The organism is Amycolatopsis sp. cmx-11-32 (genome assembly GCF_047608695.1).
Taxonomy (GTDB): domain Bacteria; phylum Actinomycetota; class Actinomycetes; order Mycobacteriales; family Pseudonocardiaceae; genus Amycolatopsis.
Genome location: NZ_JADNQN010000016.1, coordinates 134,277 through 150,974, shown reverse-complemented (window position 1 = coordinate 150,974; position 16,698 = coordinate 134,277). Strand labels below are relative to the sequence as shown.

Sequence of the window (16,698 nt, the reverse complement as noted above, 5' to 3'; positions counted from 1 at the left end):
TGACTTTACCGCTGACCGGCGGGACCTTGAGAGAAGCTGACCACTGGTAAAGGAGAGCGCGATGTCGAACTCAGGGAAGTTCCGTTTCGCCGCCGTCGCCGCGTTGTCGGTCGCCGCACTCGGGCTCGCACCGGGTACCGCGAGCGGGGCGGCCGCGTGTGGGGCCCTGTTCGACGACTTCCACTACGCGTCGCACACCGACGGGCTCCTCTCGCAGCACGGCTGGCAGGTGCGCTCCGGTGGTGGCGGCCCCGGCGTCGCGGGTGCGCGGTGGGCTCCCGAAGGCATCACCTTCCCGACGTCCGGCGGGGACAAGGTCCTGCAGCTGGCCTCGGCCACCGACGGCACGCCCGCTGGCACCACGCAGACCGAGATCCTGCAGCCCGGCCGACGGTTCTTCGAAGGAACCTACGCGGCACGGATCCGGTTCTCGGACGCGCCGGCGTCCGGCCCCGACGGCGACCGGATCAACCAGACCTTGTTCACGATCAGCCCGCTGCGCTACGACAACGACCCGATCTACAGCGAGCTGGACTTCTCGGAATACCTGCCGAACGGCGGATGGGGCGAGGCGGGGCCGGTCAACTTCCAGACCAGCTGGCACACCTACACGCCGGACCCCTGGTACGCCGAGAACAAGAGCAGCGCTCAGCGACGCAGCATCGACGGCTGGCATTCCGTCGCCGCGACCGTGTCCGACGGGCACGTCCGGTACTACATCGACGGCACGCTGGTCGCCGACCACGATCGCGGTGGGCCGTTCGACGTGTACCCGCGGCAGGACATGTCCCTGAACTTCAACCAGTGGTTCATCGACCTCACCCGGCACAGCGGCGGCACGAGCACCTATCTCGAGCAGGTGGACTGGGTCTACTACGCGAAAAACGAGGTCCTCACGCCTCAGTCGGCCGCCGAACGCGCCGCGTCGTACCGATCTTCGGGTGTGCGGTTCGCCGACGATCTCAGTGGCTGTTAGATGTGAGCCGGGGTGCTGCGGGAGCGAGGAGTGCGGTGGACGAGCAGAATCGGCTGGCGGAACGGTTCGAGGAGCACCGGACGAGGCTGCGTGCGGTGGCCTACCGGATGCTGGGCTCGGCCAGTGAGGCCGAAGACGCCGTCCAGGACACCTGGCTGCGGCTCAACCGCACTGACGCCGGGGAGATCGAGAACCTCGGCGGCTGGCTGACCACGGTGGTGGCGCGGGTGTGCTTGAACGTGTTGCGCTCACGCGACCACCGGCGGGAAGAGCCGCTCGACGCCGCGTCGTCCGAGCCCGTCGACCCTTCGGTCGATCCCGCCGCCGACGCCGTGCTCGCCGACTCGATCGGACTGGCGATGCTCGTGGTCCTGGACACCTTGGCCCCCGCCGAACGGCTCGCGTTCGTGCTGCACGACATGTTCGCGGTCCCGTTCGACGAGATCGCCCCGCTGATCGACCGCACCCCGGCCGCCGCCCGGCAACTCGCGAGCCGCGCCCGGCGCCGCGTCCAGGGCCGCTCCACCGCCGCGGAACCAGACCTCGCGCGACGGCGCCAGGTCGTCGACGCCTACCTGGCCGCCGCCCGGGGCGGGGACTTCGAAGCGCTCCTCGAACTGCTCCACCCCGACGTCGTCCTCCGCGCCGACAGAGCGGCAGGCCCCTCGCGCACACCGGTCTTCCTGCAAGGCGCTTCTGTCGTGGCCCGCGGCGCCGCGGCCGCCTCGGTGCGGGCGCGGACCACGCAACTCGCGCTGGTGAACGGTGGCGTCGGCCTCGTGATGGCCGACGAGGGACGTCCTTCGGTGGTGCTCGCGTTCTCGTTCATGGACGGGAAGATCACCGAGATCGACGTCATCGCGGACCGGGAACGGTTGCAGGGGCTGGATTTGGTGATCCTGGAAAGCTGACCTCGGCCCCGGTTGCGGTTCGATCGCGACGGGTATCGACGAATCTGTCGCTCCGGTGAGGTGTTGACGGTTACTTGCCCGAGGGGACGTTCGGAAATGTCCGGCGCCATGCTGTGAAGGAGCCGCCGTCTTATCGGGAGGCTTATCAGCGGGACCGGGTCCTTTGTTCTTCCGCGTTCCGGCGGCTCGCCGGTGTCGCACAGATGGGCCGAGGACTCGTGCAGCACTTGCGCGATATCGGGCATCCGCCGTTTGGTCACATCGCGTTGAACGCGGTCCTCGAGCTTCCGCGTCTCAAGCCCTGCGACTCGTGCAAGACCACGGCCTTGTGGACCGACCGTGGTTACGGCGACAAGTGGGGGCGGGATGACCCCGAAGACTGCTTCCGGGCAGGGTTGGCCCCGTTGCGTGGCTTGTCTGTCGATCGGAAGCGCATAGTCAAGCACGGGATCCGCAGATTGAAGAATCACAACGGTTTCGACGAGTTCGGTGACCGTCTTCAGTCGCAGTGCTGGGGCACCGCAGAAATCGTGTTCGGATGAACATGATCACCAGTGATCATCTCGCCAGGTTCGTGCAGGCGGCCCGGGTCATCGACGAAGCCCCTACGTGAAAATTGATCTGGAAAGTCAATGCCGGGTCGCGGCGCTGAAAGAGCTCACGTGGTTCTACGTGATCGAAAGGCCACCGCCGGGATCATCGGCTCAGACTTCGATCGGTTGATCACGTGCCTGGGGAAGTCGCCAAACAGCCCGGAGACCTCCCTTCAGCTTCGAGAAGAACAAAGAGGCCCGATGCGCTCGGGCCGTCACCGACTACGTCTGCCTGCTCGCCGAGGCGCAGGCCGTCGATCTCGGGAAGCGGCTGGCGGGGCGGTCGCAGAGTTCGATGTTCGGTACCTGGTTCAGGCATCGCGCTGTCGGTGCCGCCCTCCGGGCACGCCGAAGGGCCCGTCGCCGGTGTGGTGGCGGGCTCCTCGGGTTCAGCTGTGATGCGTGTTGCGCCTGGGCTTCTGTAGTGGATCCAGGTACTGCGGCGGAACGAACTCCGGTCGGCCATTGGCTGCCATGCGGACTTTCCAGCCGGATTGTCCGTGGATGACCATGTGGTGGTAGCGGCAGAGCAGGCACAGGTTGTTCAGGTCGGTGTCGCCGAGTTGGCCCCACGGCAAGATGTGGTGGGCTTCGCAGTGTTTCGGTTGTCGCCGACATCCAGGGAAAATGCAGCCGTGGTCGCGGAGGTTGAGTGCTCGGCGTTGTCCGGGAGTGACGGTGCGGGTGGCGCGGCCGATGTCGAGGGGTTCGCTTTCGGAGCCGAGGACGGCGGGGATGATTTTGGCGTCGCAGGCGAGCATGCGGGCGTGGCGGGCGGTGATCCGGGTGACTCCGTCCACGCAGGCTGCTCCGAGCAATGATGACAGCGTCTCCAGTGGGATGGTGACGACGGCGGTGGTGCGGTCCCCGGAGAGGGTGGGGGCTTTGTCGTTGGTCATGGCGTAGTGGATGGCGTCGAAAAGGGCGTCGCCGTGGCGTTCGGCGGGGGTGCGCGGGTCGCGGTTGCCGTCGTCGTCGACGGGTCTTCGCTGTCCCCAGGTTTCGAACAGGGCGTTCGCTCGCGCCCCGAACTCGGGGTCCAGCAGGCCATTCAATCGCCACCAGCCGTCGTCACGTTTGCGGAGGAACACTTCGCGCGAGGGTGGTTTGAGGTCTTCGTCTTTCGGTTCGTTCCCGTCGGGGTCGAGGTGGGCCAAAAGATCCGCGCCGGCGCTGGTGATTTCCTGTGGTCCGGCTCTCCGGGCAAGGTCTACCAAGATCTGTTCCGCGCCGGAGCGACCCTTCGCCGGGATCTCGGCGGGGATCTTTTTCAGGACTGCGAGGAGTGGGTCCAGTTGCTGGTGGCCGAGGTCGCCCTCGGCCGCGGCGGCGCCCGCGATCGGCGCGAACGCGGGCGCGGGGGTGCCATCCAGGTTCCGGCCGTCGTTCACCGCGATCGCCCGCGCCACCGTCTTCCGCGCTTCCTCGGGCGTGATGCGGGCGGTTTCGGCGAACCAGCCCGCGGTGGAGCCGTACCCGAACAACTCCATCGGGCCCCGGGCTTCGATCTCCACCAGGAACTGCCCGACCTCCGCGAAGGCCTGCCGTGCCAACGACATCCGCTCGACCACACCGTGCGCGAGTTCCTGCGCACCGGCACGCCACAACTCCTGTGGCGGTTCGAGGGTTCGTCTGCTGGACACCCCTCAAGAATACCATTTGTCGAACATATATTCGACCAACGAAAGCTGTGTCGATGGTGGACTGGATCTTTTCTATTCTGCTGCGCGGCTCTCGGGCGAGAGTTGGTGAAGGCCTCCTTCGCTACTCTCAGGGTAGGGAAGGAGGCCTTCACGACGTCGAGATCTCAGGGGTTCGGAAGTACTTCTTGAAGTCCCGCGAACTCGACCCCGAATCACTAACGACTTAGCCTTCGAAAAGGCCTAAGGTGATCCGGACACCGCAGTCACCCGGGAGGCACGCATGTCGTTGTTGGCCCAGCTGAGCACCTCGATCACCACGGGCGCGATCGAGGTCGTCGACCTCACCGCCCCGTTGAGCGCGAGCACGCCGATCCTCCGGTTGCCGGAGCCGTTCGCGAACACGATCCCGTTCGGCCTGGAGGAGATCAGCCGGTACGACGAACGCGGGCCGCGCTGGTACTGGAACAACATCCACACCGGCGAGCACACCGGAACCCATCTCGACGTCCCGGTGCACTGGGTGTCGGGAAAGGACGGCCACGACGTCTCCGAGGTGCCGTTGCGGACGCTGGTCGCCCCGGCGGTGGTGCTCGACGCGTCGGCGCGTGCGGCCGAAGATCCGGACTACCTGTTGTCCGTCGACGACATCCTCGCGTGGGAGCGCGAGAACGGGCCGCTTCCCGACGGCGGCTGGCTGCTTTACCGCACGGGGTGGGACGCCCGATCGCACGATCAGGAGGCCTTCCTCAACAACGACGAGAACGGCCCGCATTCGCCGGGCGTCTCGGCGGAGTGTGCCCGCTGGCTCGCGGAAGAGGCGCCGATCACCGGGTTCGGCGTGGAGACGGTGGGCACCGACGCGGGGCAGTCGCTGGCACTCGAACCGGCCTTTCCTTGCCATGAACTCCTTCTGGGCGCGGGAAAACACGGCTTGACCCAGCTGCGGAACCTGGCGAGCCTGCCGCCCACCGGGTCCTTGCTGGTCGTCAGTCCGCTGCCGATCGTCGGCGGTTCTGGGAGTCCTGCCAGGGTCTACGCGCTGGTGGAACGGGCGTGAACGTCGCGGAACTGGTCGGCCGCACCCTCGCGGAACTCGGGGTGGGAGCCGCGTTCGGGGTCGTGGGCAGCGGTAACTTCGAGGCCACCAACGGGTTGCGGTCCGGCGGAGTGCGGTTCGTCGCCGCGCGGCACGAGGGCGGCGCGGCGAGTATGGCCGACGCCTACGCGCGGATGAGCGGCCGGATGCCGGTGCTGAGTCTCCACCAGGGTGTCGGGCTGACCAACGCGCTCACCGGGATCACCGAGGCGGCCAAGAGCCGGACACCGATGATCGTCCTGACCGCCGACACCGCGGCGTCGGCGGTGCTGTCGAACTTCCGGATCGACCAGGACGCGCTCGGAACCGCCGTCGGCGCCGTATCGGAACGCGTTCACAGCGCGGCGACCGCGGTCGCCGACACCGTCCGCGCTTACCGGACGGCCTGGCAGCAACGCCGGACCGTCCTGCTCAACCTCCCGCTCGACGTCCAGGCCCAGGAAGCACCCGAAGCGGTCCTCCCGGTACCGGGAATCGCCGGCCCGGCGCCGATCCGGCCGAACTTCGAGGCGGTCGCGAAACTGGCCGACCTTCTCGCCGAAGCGCGGCGACCGGTGTTCATCGCCGGTCGTGGTGCGCGGGCGGGCGCGGCACCGCTCCGGCAGCTCGCGGAGGTCTCCGGTGCGCTGCTGGCGACTTCGGCGGTGGCACACGGCCTTTTCCCTGACGATCCCTTCTCGATCGGGATCGCGGGCGGCTTTTCGTCACCGCAGGCGGCGGACCTCATCGGTGACGCCGATCTCGTGATCGGCTGGGGCTGCGCGCTGAACATGTGGACCACCCGGCACGGCACGCTCCTCGGCCCGAAGGCCCGCCTGGTCCAGGTCGACGTCGAGCAGGCCGCGCTCGGCGCCCACCGGCGGATCGACCTCGGTGTCGTCGGTGACGTCGGCAGCACCGCCACCGACGTCCACGCGGAACTCGAAAAGCGTGGCCACAGCGCCGGGAGACAGCGAGTCCCCGCGGGAATACGATGGAACGACGTGCCGTATGACGACCTATCCGGCGACGGACGGATCGACCCGCGCACACTCAGCCGCCGCCTCGACGAGATCCTGCCCGCCGAACGCGTGCTCTCGATCGACTCCGGCAACTTCATGGGCTACCCGAGCGCGTACCTGTCCGTCCCCGATGAGAACGGCTTCTGTTTCACCCAAGCGTTCCAATGCGTCGGGCTCGGCCTCGGGACGGCGATCGGCGCGGCGCTCGCCAGGCCGGACAGGTTACCGGTGCTCGGCGTCGGCGACGGCGGGTTCCTCATGGCCATCTCCGAACTGGAAACCGCCTTACGGCTGGGGATCCCGCTCGTGGTCATTGTTTACAACGACGCCGCGTACGGCGCGGAAATCCACCACTTCGGCAACGCGGACATGACCACGGTCAGGTTCCCCGATACCGACATCGCGGCGATCGGACGCGGTTTCGGCTGCGACGGCGTCACCGTGCGGTCGGTCGAGGACCTCGCCGGAGTCACGGAATGGCTCGGCGGGCCACGGGACGCGCCGCTCGTCATCGACGCCAAGATCGCCGACGACGGCGGCTCGTGGTGGCTCGCCGAAGCCTTCCGCCACTGAGTGTCCTGCACCCCGGAGCTAGACGCCCCAGTCCGGCCGCAACGGCATCCCCGAGTCCCCGTCCGGACCGACCTTCACCCCGAGCACCTGGTGCAGTTCGATCTCCCGCCGCTCGAACGCGAGGCGGCACGCGGCCATGTACAGTGCCCAGACCCGGCTCCGCCCGGCGCCCGCTTCGGCGACGGCCTCGTCCCAGTTCGCGTCGAGGTTGGCGCACCACGCGCCGAGGGTGGTGGCGTAGTGCTCGCGGAGGTTCTCCGAGTGCCGCACCTCGAGCCCGCTGTCGTGCATCGCGGTGGCGATCTCCCCGACGGACTCCAGTTCGCCGTCGGGGAACACGTACCGGTCGATGAACCCGCGCGAACGGTGCGGCACGGAGGTGTCCGGGTTGGTGATGCAGTGGTTCAGCAGGCGTCCGTGCGGCTTCAGCTTCCCGGCGAGGAAACGGAAGTACGACGGCAGGTTCCGTGCGCCGATGTGTTCGGTGAGCCCGATCGACGACACCGCGTCGAAGTCCGTTTCGGTGACGTCGCGGTAGTCGAGGTGCCGCACCTCGGCGCGGTCCGCGAGCCCCTTGGTGACGATGTCCTTCTGCGCCCATTGCGCCTGCTCGCGGGAGAGGGTGACGCCCAGCGCCTCGACGCCGTAGTGCGCGACGGCGTGCTCGACCATCCCGCCCCAGCCACAGCCGACGTCCAGCAGCCGCATCCCCGGTTTGAGGTCCAGTTTCCGGCACACCAGGTCGAACTTGTGCGCCTGTGCCTCTTCCAGTGACGATTCGGCGGACGGATAGGCGGCGCAGGTGTAGGCCATCGAAGGACCCAGCACCAGTTCGTAGAACCGGTTCGAGACGTCGTAGTGGTTCGCGATCGCGTTGCTGTCCCGCGCCTTGGAGTGCCGCAATCCGTCGAGGCCGCGCTTGAGACGGCTCGGCAGTTCTTCGGTGGGCGGCGGGACGCGACGCAGGTGGGTGCGGCCGAGTTTGCGCAGCAGCCACAAGCGGTCCGCGGAGCTGAGCTGGTCGACCTGGGCCACCAGCGCGCGCAGCGCCGAGTAGAGGTCGCCGTCCACGTCGAGCGCGCCGGCGACGTAGGCACGCGCGAGCCCGAGGTCGCCCGGGGACGACATCAGGTACGTCAGCGCCAGCGGCGACCGCACCTGGATCGACACCGGTGCGTCGGCCGGGCCGCTCGTACTGCCGTCGTAGGCGGTGATGGACACGTCGGCGCTCGGGCCGAGCAAACGCTCGAAGATCTTCCCGACGGTCGTCGTCTCAGCCATGTTCGTCTCTCTTCTTCCCAGCCCGGGTCACCGCCGCCGCACGCATTTCGCGTACAGGTCGAGCAAGCGGCCGTCCGGGTCGTAGGTCGTCTTCAGTTTCCGGTAGGCATCACCGTTGTACAGCCGCCAGAACTCATCTTCGGCATAGAAACTGTCGGAGTACAGCGATTTCCGCCCGCCGAGTCGGGTGACTTCGGCCTCGATCAGCCGATTGTGGGTGTCCGGTCCCTCGCCGGGGTCCAGCGGGACCGCGGACCAGAACCCGAAGTTGACGTACAGCGTTTCGGGGTCCATTTCGTACAGCGGCGAGTTCACGCCACCCGGCCGCTGCTTCAGCGGGCAGATCCACACCGGGCTGATCGGGATCTCGCGGCGGAAGAAGTCCAGGAACTCCGCGGCGCGCGACAGCGGCACCTCGATGTCCTGGACGATGGTCTCTTCCGGTGGGAGCCGGCGCAGCTTGAGGAGTTTCGCGGCGACCCCGAAGCGGCGGTCGAGCGCCACCAGCTTCCAGTAGACCGAGGACCGCAGCAGTTTCCTGCCCAGCAGCAGCCGGGGGAGCCTGCTCTGGACGCCGAACGCGCGCGAGCACCAGAACCAGTCCGTGTCCCAGCGCCACAGGTAGTCCCGGACGCTCAGGTGGTCGGTCTCGCGTTCGCGGATCGACTTGTAGTAGATGTCGAGCCAGGTGTAGTCACTGGTCGCGGGCGCGGAGGTGGTGAACGTGCCCAGTGTCAGGTACTGCTCACCCGGACCGAAGACCGTTCCGTCGACGAAGTCGGCCGACCCGTCGCGACAGGCCTCGCCGAGCGCCGCGAAGTACTCCTCGGTGTCGTCGTAACGGACGTGGTCGAGCCGCACGTACGGCTTCACCGGCTCCAGTTCGATCTTCAGCCGCAGCGCGTAGCCGAGCGTCCCGTACGAGTTCGGGAAGCCGTGGAACAGGTCGCTGTGCTCGTTGTCCGGCCGGGCGACCACGATCCGGCCGTCGCCGGTGAGCAACTCCATCTCCAGCACCGACTCGTGCACGAGGCCGTTGCGGAACGACGACGACTCGATGCCGAGGCCGGTGACCGCGCCGCCGAGCGTGATCGTCTTGAGCTGCGGTACGACCAGCGGCATCAGTCCGTGGGGAAGGGTCGCGTCCACGAGTTGCTCGTAGGTGACCATGCCTTCGACGTCGGCCGTGCGCGCCAGCGGATCGACGTCGAGCACGTGCGTGAACCCCGAGACGTCCAACCCCGGCGTGCTGGTCGCCGTCCGCGCCCGGAAGAGGTTCGACGTCCGTTTCGCGAGCCGGATCGTGCCGTGCAGCCCGGCCAGCTGCGCCCGGAGCGCTTCCGCGCGTGCTTCGTGTTCGGCGAACCGCACCAGCCGCGCCGTCGCTCGGATACCGCCCTCGCCGCTAGTCATTTCTGATCGCCATCAGCACATCGTGCCCGACGAAACCGCCGCGCGCAGCCTTTATTCCCTACCTCAGCCGCTGCAGTGGGACAGCGTCCGCCATGGCGGTGAAGCCCTTGTCTCCGGGGTGGAGGTGATCGCCGGAGTCGTACTCGGGTTCGATCCGCCGCGGATCGGCGGGATCACGGATCACCGCGTCGAAGTCGATGTAGGAGTCGAACAGCCTGCTGGTCCGGATGAACCGGTTGACCGCCTGCCGGGTCTCCTCGAGCTGAGGCGTGTACGAACCCCAGCCTTTCCACGGTGTGATCGTCGCACCGAGCACCCGCAGGCCGCGGTCGTGCGCCCTCGTCGCGATCTGTTTCAGTGCCGAGATGATCTTGCCAGGGTCGGCCTGGTGCGGCGTCTGCTGGATGTCGTTGATGCCCTCGAACACGATCGCCGTCCGCGCGCCGGACTGGCTCAGCACGTCCCGGTCGAGCCGTGCCAGCGCGTTGACGCCGTAGTTGCCGCCGTCGAGCAGGAGCCGGTTCCCGCTGATCCCGGCGTTGAGCACCCCCATGCGCGCGTTGATCTTGTCGGCGAGCTGGTCGGGCCAGCGCAGGTTGGCGCCCCAGGTCGAGACGGCGCCGTCGGTGATCGAGTCGCCGATCGCGACGACGCTGCCCCGCAGCCCCGGCCCCCGGACGTCCACTCCGGACACGTAGTGCCACACCGTGGTCTTCTCCGGGAACGCCGCCGCGGACTCGTCGGCGGCTTTGTCGCCGTCACGGGTGAAGTACGAGTTCTGCATCGTGAGCGGGTGGTAGGTGACCGGCCCGGACGGCGTCGGGGTGTACGTGGTCACCAGGAGGTCGCCGTCCCTCGGCACGGTCAGTGCCGCGCCGTCGCTGAGGACGTCGGCGCCCGGCGGCACGGTGATCTCGCGATCGCCGCCGAAGGTCAGCGTGCGCATCGTGCCGGGGACCGCCTGCGCGGTGTCCGGGCCCGCGGCGACCGCGACGGTCACCTTGCCGAACAGCACCGGCGTCCGGCCGAAGGCGTTGGACAGCCGCACGCGTGCCTCGCGCCCGCCGGCGCTGGTGTGCACGATGTTGCGGATCGAGAAGTTCGGGTAGCCGTTGTCGGTCCCGGCGACCCCGGCCGCGGGCGCGGCCGCCCAGGTGCCCACCCACTCGCTCGTGGTGGCGCTCTCCGCTGGACTCGCGGGAGCCGCCGCGGCGGCTCCCGGTACGACACCCAGCAGCAGGATCGCCGCCACCAGCAAGCGTTTTCCGCGGTTCGGTCGCATGTCGGTCACGCTCCACCCAGTTGGCTCCCTTCATCGTCGGGGAATCACCGACGGCCGGTCAATGCGCAGGACAGGACAGGTTTCTGTCGGAGGCACGACCTAAGGTGACCGTATGACGCCTGCCGCTCTCGAGAAGCTCTGCCTCGGCTTCCCCGGTGCCCGCGCCGAGTTCCCGTTCGACGAGCATTCCAGTGTGTTCAAGGTCGCGGGAAAGATGTTCGCGCTCAGCGCGCTCAAGGCGAAGCCCCTGCGGATCAGCCTCAAATGCGAGCCTGATCTGGCGGTCCGGTTGCGAGCCGAGCATCCGGCGATCATTCCCGGCTACCACCTGAACAAGCAGCACTGGAACACCGTCGAACTGGACGGTTCGCTGACCGACGACTTCGTCCGGGAGATGCTCGAGGACTCCTACGACCTCGTTGTCGCGGGCTTGCCGAAACGGGAGCGGGAGAAGCTGCGGTGGGTCGGCTTCGGCCAGGAGTGAGCGCCCCGCGTTTCATCCGGACTTCATCGGCTCGTGCTTGCCCCGCCTCCTACCGTGGGCGGAGACGGGTGCCGCCCGCCGCACGATGACGCGCCTCCCGGCACTTCCTAGGCTGATGCCCGTGCTGGTGATCTTGCGGGACCGATTCCGGGCACGGGTACAGGTCAGTCTCACCCGGGCCGGACTGACCCTGCCGTGGTGGGGGGCGTTGTGCGCGAGCGCGGTGAGCTTCGTGTTCACCGCGGTCGCGCTGGTGCAACGGGACGCCCTGCTGCCGCCGGAGCCGATCGCGCTGGCCGGGCTGCTGGTGATCGCGCCTTCGGTGATCTGGACGATCACCCACTGGATCATGCCGTGGGTGCGGATGACCGCACTGATCGTCGCGGCCTCGGTCCTGCTCCTCGAGCCGGTGCTCCCGGATTTCGCGCCGTTGCTGCTGCTGGTCGCGGCCACCGAAGCGGCCAGTGTCCTGCGGACGAAGACGGGGATCACCATCGTCACCGTCGCGGGTGAGCTGGTACTGGTCGTGGCGGGGATCTGGGGCGGACTGGTCGGCGGCCCGGTGTACATGGTCGCGATCCTGCTCGGCCTCAGCGGCGGTCTCATGGTCCGCTGGTACACCCGGGTGCTGGACGCCGAACGAGTCAACCGTGACGCGTCCCGTGACAAGGCGCTGCTGGCCGAGCGCCAGCGGATCGCGCGTGAGGTGCACGACGTCGTCGGCCATTCGCTCAGCATCACGCTGCTGCACTTGACCGGTGCCAGGCGTGCCCTGCAGCAGGACCGCGACGTCGATGAGGCGATCGAAGCGCTCACCGAAGCCGAGCAGGTGGGGCGTGCCGCGATGGCCGACATCCGCCGCACGGTCGGCTTGCTCGCCGACACCCCGTCGGGCAGCACCCCGCTGCCGGGCGTGGAGGACATCGCGACGCTGGTGGAACGCACCAGGGTCGCCGGACTGGCGGTGCGCTATACACAGGAAGGCGACCTCGGCCGGGTAGGCGCCTCGGACGGATTGGGTCTCTACCGGATCGTGCAGGAATCACTTGTCAACGTCGTCAAGCATGCCCCCGGCGCGACCGCGGAGGTCCGGCTGAACGCCGGCCGGTCGGGCGCGAAGCTCATCGTCAGCAACACCCTCCCCGCGACCGTCCGGCGTTCGTCCGAGGACGGATCGGGACTGGCGGGGATGGCCGTTCGCGCGGCTCAGCTCGGCGCCGACCTCAGCGCCGGGCCCAGCGGAAAGCAGTGGGTCGTGGAAGTCACCGTGCCGGGAGTCAAGCCGTGACCGCCGCCGTGGAGATCCGGGTGCTCCTGGTCGACGACCAGGAGCTGGCCAGGTCCGGGCTGCGGCGCATCCTGCGGCGCCGCGACGGGTTCGTCATCGCGGGAGAATGCGGCGACGGTTCGGAAGTGCCCGCCGCACTGGCCGCGCATGAGGTCGACGTCATCGTGATGGACCTGCGGATGAAGAACGTCGGCGGGGTCGAGGCGACCAGGCGGCTGCGGCGGACCGGCGGTCATCCGGCGGTGCTCGCGCTGACCACCTTCGACGACGACAGCCTGCTGGCCGACGCGCTGCGGGCGGGTGCCGCGGGCTACGTCCTCAAGGATTCCCCCGCCGAAGACCTGATCCGCGCCGTGCGCGCGGTCGCCGACGGCGACGCCTGGCTCGACCCAGGGGTCACCGGCCGCGTGCTCGCCGCGTACCGGCAGGCAGCCGGGAACGGCAGTGGCGGGCGTTCGCCCGACCTGCTGACACCTAGGGAACAAGACGTCCTCCGGGCGATCGGCCGCGGGCTGACCAACGCGGAGATCGCCACCGCCCTCGTGATTTCGGAGGTGACCGTGAAAAGCCACATCGGCCGGATCTTCACGAAACTCCAGCTGCGGGATCGTGCGGCGGCGATCGTCTACGCGTTCGACCACGGGATCGTGGTGCCGGGTTAGTCATGCGAAACGAAGGGGGGATGATGAAGGGGGATGGGGTGTCCGCGGACTCGCGGCTTCGCTTCGAGGTGCTCGGCCCGTTGCGGGCCTGGCGGGGGGAGACACGACTGGACCTCGGTCCGGTCCGGCAACAGGCCGTGCTGGCCGCGCTGCTGCTCCGCCCGGACGTGACCGTCAGCCACTACGAACTCACCGACGGGCTCTGGGAACGGCCACCGGAATCGAACGTGCTGCCGGTATACGTCCGGCGGCTGCGGCAATGCCTGGACACGTCGGGGCGGAAGCCGAAGGACTCGGTGATCGTGTCCGACCGGGGCGGCTACCGGTTCGCCAGCGGCGGCGTGCGGCTGGACGTGGCGCGGCTGGAGGAGGTCGCGGTCGCCGCGGCCGCCGCCGAGGAGGCCGGGGATCTCATCACCGCGGTGGACACCTTCGCCGACGCGCTCCGGCTGTTCCACGGTGAGCCGTTGACGGGGCTGCCCGGCGCGTTCGTCCATGGCGAGCGGCGACGGCTGGAGGAACGCAAACTCCTGCTGCTGGGCCGGAAACTGCGAGCACAGCTGAAACTCGGCCGGTTCGACGAGGTGATCGGCGAGCTGTCGGCGCTGGTGTCCGCCGACCCGCCGAGCGAGCCGCTGGCCGCGCTGCTGATGCGGGCGCTCTACGGCGGCGGGCGGCAGGCGGAGGCGCTGGAGGTGTTCACCGACGTCCGCGAGAGGCTGGTGGAGCAACTCGGTGTCGAGCCGGGTGAGGAACTGCGGCAGGTGCAGGAAGCGGTGCTGCGCGGGGACGACGCGCTGCTCGGCGTCGCTCAGCGCCGGGAGGCGCCGCGCCGGGTCCGCAACGAACTGCCCGCCACGAACGGCGAACTCGTCGGCCGGGACCGGGAACTCGCGTTGCTCGTCGAGGACGGCGATCCGGAGGCGGTCACGGTCGACGCCGTCGACGGCGTTCCCGGTGCGGGGAAGACCACCCTCGCGGTGCGCGCGGCCCACCGGCTCCGTGAGTCCTATCCGGACGGTGCGTTTTTCGTGGACCTGCACGGGTACACCGAAGGCCGCGAGCCGGTGACACCGGAACGCGCACTGCGGCGGTTGCTGCGCGCGGTCGGCGTCGAAGACGGGACGATGCCGGACGATCTCGACGAACTGGCCGCGTCGTGGCGGGCGGCGACCGCGCACCTGAAGTTGCTGCTGGTGCTCGACAACGCCGAGTCCGCCGGGCAGGTGCGTCCCCTGCTGCCGTCCGGGCCGGGCAGCCGGGTGCTGGTGACCAGCCGTCGCCGTCTGTCCGGTTTGGACGCCGACCGCCGTGTTTCCCTTGGCGCGCTAGGTCTTGAAGCCGCGGAACGGCTGCTCAGCCACATCGTGGGGGTGCCGAGGGCCGAAGGCGAGCGGTTCGCCGTACGCGCGTTGGCCGGCTTGTGCGGACGCCTGCCGCTCGCGCTGCGGATCGCGGGTGCCCGGTTGCAGAATCGTCCTATGTGGACGTTCAAGGACCTGGTGGACCGGATGTCGGACGACGAGCGGCGGCTCGGCGAACTGACCGCCGAGGACCGCAGTGTCGAGGTGGCGTTGCGCCTTTCGTACAAGCAGCTGCGGCCCGCCGGGCAACGCGCGTTCGGTGCGCTCGGCCTGTCACCGACCCCCGAATTCGACCGGCTCTCGCTCGCCGCGCTGCTGGACTGCTCGCCAGCCGAGGCCGAGCGTCAGCTGGAAAGCCTGGTCGACGCGAGCCTCGTGCAGGAACCGGCGAGCGGCCGCTATCGGCTGCACGACCTGGTGGCGGTCTACGCGCGACGGCTGGCCGGGCATATGCCCGGCGACGTCGTCGAGGCGGCGCGGAAACGGGTGTACGGGCTGTACCTCGGCGCCGCCCGCCGGGCGAGCGAATGGGGCGTCGCGCGCTTCCCGCTGGAGTCCGGCGGCGGACCGTTCACCGGGCAACGGGACGCTTCCGCCTGGCTGGACGCCGTCGGCGACCTGCCGGAAGTGGTCACCCAAGCGGCCGAAGCAGGGCTGGACGACATCGCGTGCTCGATCGCCGAGGGGCTGGTCGACTACCTCGCGCGCCAGCAGCGATACCACGAATCCCGGACGGCGTTGCAGGTCGCGCTGCCACTGGCCGAACGGGCCGAAGACGAGCGTTTGGTCTCGTCGCTCCGGTTCTGCCTCGGCTACGCCTACGCCATGCAGGGTCAGCTGGACCGGGCGCGCGGCTGGTTCGACGACGCGCTGCGGGCTGGCCAGGCCTGCGGCGACCGCGGGGTGGAGGCGCGGGCGCTGGGCGGGCTCACCATGGCGGACCTGATCGCGGGGCGGCACGACCTCGCGATCCCCGGGATGCGGCGGGTGATGATCATGGCCGACGAGGTGGGGGACCGGTGGCTCGCCGAACGGGCGCTGTCCGCGCTCGGCTATCTCGCCTACCTGAACGGCGAGCACGAGGAGGCGCTCGTCCACCTCGGCCGCGCCCGAGACCTGAGCGAGGAGATCGGCAGTCCCGGGATGCTGGCGAGGGTGCTGTGCCACAGCGGCACCGTCCGGCTCGAAATCGGCAGCTTCGCCGAGGCCGCTCTGGACCTCCGGCGTTCCGTCCAGCTCGCGGAGGAGACCACGGACGGCCTGCTGATCGCGACCAGCCTCGCCCGGCTCGGCGCGGCGGAACTGGAACTCGGGAATCTCGGCGAGGCGTTCGAACTGCAGCGCCGGGCGCTGACGGCGGTCACCGAGGAGACCATCATCGGGATGGAGTCCGAGATCCGCAACCGGCTCGGCCGCACCCATCTCGCCGCGGGCGACCCGGCGGCCGCCAGGGAGCACTTCGAATGGGTGCTCACCACCATCGGACCCGACGGCGATTCCCAGCAGCGCGCCCTCGCCCTGGAAGGCCTGGACCTCACCAGACAGTCGGTACACCGGCGTTGACAATCGTGAAGCGGTGCCCGTCCATACTCGCCCGCCAGCGCGCGAAGTAGGCGTCACCGGCGTCGGTCAGGTGCACCCCGGCACGGACCTCGTGGACGACGCACGCCCAGTCCGCGGCGTCGCACAGCACCAGCTCCCGCGGGGCCCCGCGCTTCCGGAGTACGGACGAGCACAGGGCACCGCGTTTGCTGACGTTGCCGTCGTCGAGGCAGCGACGGAGGTCGTCGACGGCCTGGCCCGCGGTCTCGAACAGCGTCCACCGGTACCGGGGCGACGGGCGGCCGTCGGCCCACGGCATGAAGAACGCCGCCCAGCTCCAGCCCGGTCCGACGACCCCGTCCCGTTCCCCGGGACTCGGCCGGTCGTCCCGGGGCAGCACCATGTTGTACGGGGTCCGGCTCGCCGGGCTCATGAACGTCTCCTCGTGGACCACCGGTCCGCCGATGCGGATCCGTGCCCGGAACCGTAGGGCGACGCCATGAAATCCAGATGAAACGCTTACGGTGCCTCGAAACTGCATCGTCCCGCGCGCGGCGCCACAAGTCCGTGAAGGACTCCTTGAGGGACC

At 69.1% G+C, this 16,698-nt stretch carries 13 protein-coding genes; 8 read left to right on the top strand and 5 right to left on the bottom strand.

Translation table 11 applies throughout. The features are described from left to right. The first annotated feature begins 61 nt into the window (after positions 1–61). Together ACM6LR_RS34780 and ACM6LR_RS34775 are read left to right on the top strand one after the other, a co-directional pair. The gene (locus ACM6LR_RS34780; RefSeq protein WP_414945293.1) at positions 62–976 is read left to right on the top strand and encodes a glycoside hydrolase family 16 protein; all 915 of its coding nucleotides are present in this window, start codon (positions 62–64) and stop codon (positions 974–976) included. Between the two features lie 35 nt (positions 977–1,011). Next, the gene (locus ACM6LR_RS34775; RefSeq protein ID WP_414942180.1) at positions 1,012–1,887 is read left to right on the top strand and encodes a sigma-70 family RNA polymerase sigma factor; all 876 of its coding nucleotides are present in this window, start codon (positions 1,012–1,014) and stop codon (positions 1,885–1,887) included. Positions 1,888–2,869: 982 nt separating this feature from the next. Here ACM6LR_RS34775 and ACM6LR_RS34770 read toward each other — a convergent pair. Continuing rightward, the gene (locus ACM6LR_RS34770; RefSeq protein ID WP_414942178.1) at positions 2,870–4,123 is read right to left on the bottom strand and encodes a DUF222 domain-containing protein; all 1,254 of its coding nucleotides are present in this window, start codon (positions 4,121–4,123) and stop codon (positions 2,870–2,872) included. 280 nt (positions 4,124–4,403) lie between these two features. Between ACM6LR_RS34770 and ACM6LR_RS34765 the strand changes: the two genes are divergently transcribed. Further along, on the top strand, positions 4,404–5,180 hold the full coding sequence (locus tag ACM6LR_RS34765; RefSeq protein ID WP_414942177.1) for a cyclase family protein: 777 nt from the start codon (positions 4,404–4,406) through the stop codon (positions 5,178–5,180). Next, on the top strand, positions 5,177–6,793 hold the full coding sequence (locus tag ACM6LR_RS34760) for a thiamine pyrophosphate-binding protein (RefSeq protein WP_414945292.1): 1,617 nt from the start codon (positions 5,177–5,179) through the stop codon (positions 6,791–6,793). Before ACM6LR_RS34765 ends, ACM6LR_RS34760 begins: the two co-directional genes overlap by 4 nt. Positions 6,794–6,811: 18 nt before the next feature. On the opposite strand, the gene ACM6LR_RS34755 is transcribed toward ACM6LR_RS34760, so the two are convergent. Genes ACM6LR_RS34755 through ACM6LR_RS34745 form a run of 3 tightly spaced genes read right to left on the bottom strand, consistent with a single transcriptional unit; the run spans position 6,812 to position 10,769 of the window. Continuing rightward, positions 6,812–8,074 (bottom strand): class I SAM-dependent methyltransferase, encoded by a 1,263-nt coding sequence (locus tag ACM6LR_RS34755; protein WP_414945291.1) that lies wholly within the window; start codon positions 8,072–8,074, stop codon positions 6,812–6,814. Positions 8,075–8,101: 27 nt separating this feature from the next. Continuing rightward, the gene (locus ACM6LR_RS34750; protein WP_414942174.1) at positions 8,102–9,487 is read right to left on the bottom strand and encodes an FAD-binding oxidoreductase; all 1,386 of its coding nucleotides are present in this window, start codon (positions 9,485–9,487) and stop codon (positions 8,102–8,104) included. 58 nt (positions 9,488–9,545) lie between these two features. Beyond that, positions 9,546–10,769, bottom strand: a complete 1,224-nt coding sequence (locus ACM6LR_RS34745; protein WP_414942173.1) for an SGNH/GDSL hydrolase family protein — start codon at positions 10,767–10,769, stop codon at positions 9,546–9,548. A 112-nt stretch (positions 10,770–10,881) separates the two neighbouring features. Between ACM6LR_RS34745 and ACM6LR_RS34740 the strand changes: the two genes are divergently transcribed. The 4 genes from ACM6LR_RS34740 (at position 10,882) to ACM6LR_RS34725 (ending at position 16,130) form a co-directional block, all read left to right on the top strand. Then, a complete protein-coding gene (locus ACM6LR_RS34740) occupies positions 10,882–11,253 on the top strand; it encodes an MmcQ/YjbR family DNA-binding protein (protein ID WP_414942172.1) in 372 nt (123 codons plus the stop codon). Positions 11,254–11,374: 121 nt separating this feature from the next. After that, positions 11,375–12,541 (top strand): sensor histidine kinase, encoded by a 1,167-nt coding sequence (locus tag ACM6LR_RS34735; protein ID WP_414942171.1) that lies wholly within the window; start codon positions 11,375–11,377, stop codon positions 12,539–12,541. Continuing rightward, positions 12,538–13,203, top strand: a complete 666-nt coding sequence (locus ACM6LR_RS34730) for a response regulator (protein ID WP_414942170.1) — start codon at positions 12,538–12,540, stop codon at positions 13,201–13,203. The genes ACM6LR_RS34735 and ACM6LR_RS34730 overlap by 4 nt, the downstream gene beginning before the upstream one ends. A 38-nt stretch (positions 13,204–13,241) precedes the next feature. Beyond that, positions 13,242–16,130 (top strand): AfsR/SARP family transcriptional regulator, encoded by a 2,889-nt coding sequence (locus ACM6LR_RS34725; RefSeq protein WP_414945290.1) that lies wholly within the window; start codon positions 13,242–13,244, stop codon positions 16,128–16,130. On the opposite strand, the gene ACM6LR_RS34720 is transcribed toward ACM6LR_RS34725, so the two are convergent. Beyond that, positions 16,102–16,542 carry a hypothetical protein gene (locus tag ACM6LR_RS34720; RefSeq protein ID WP_414942168.1) on the bottom strand — a complete coding sequence of 147 codons (441 nt, stop codon included), beginning with the start codon at positions 16,540–16,542 and terminating at the stop codon, positions 16,102–16,104. The genes ACM6LR_RS34725 and ACM6LR_RS34720 overlap by 29 nt on opposite strands. Positions 16,543–16,698 lie beyond the last annotated feature (156 nt).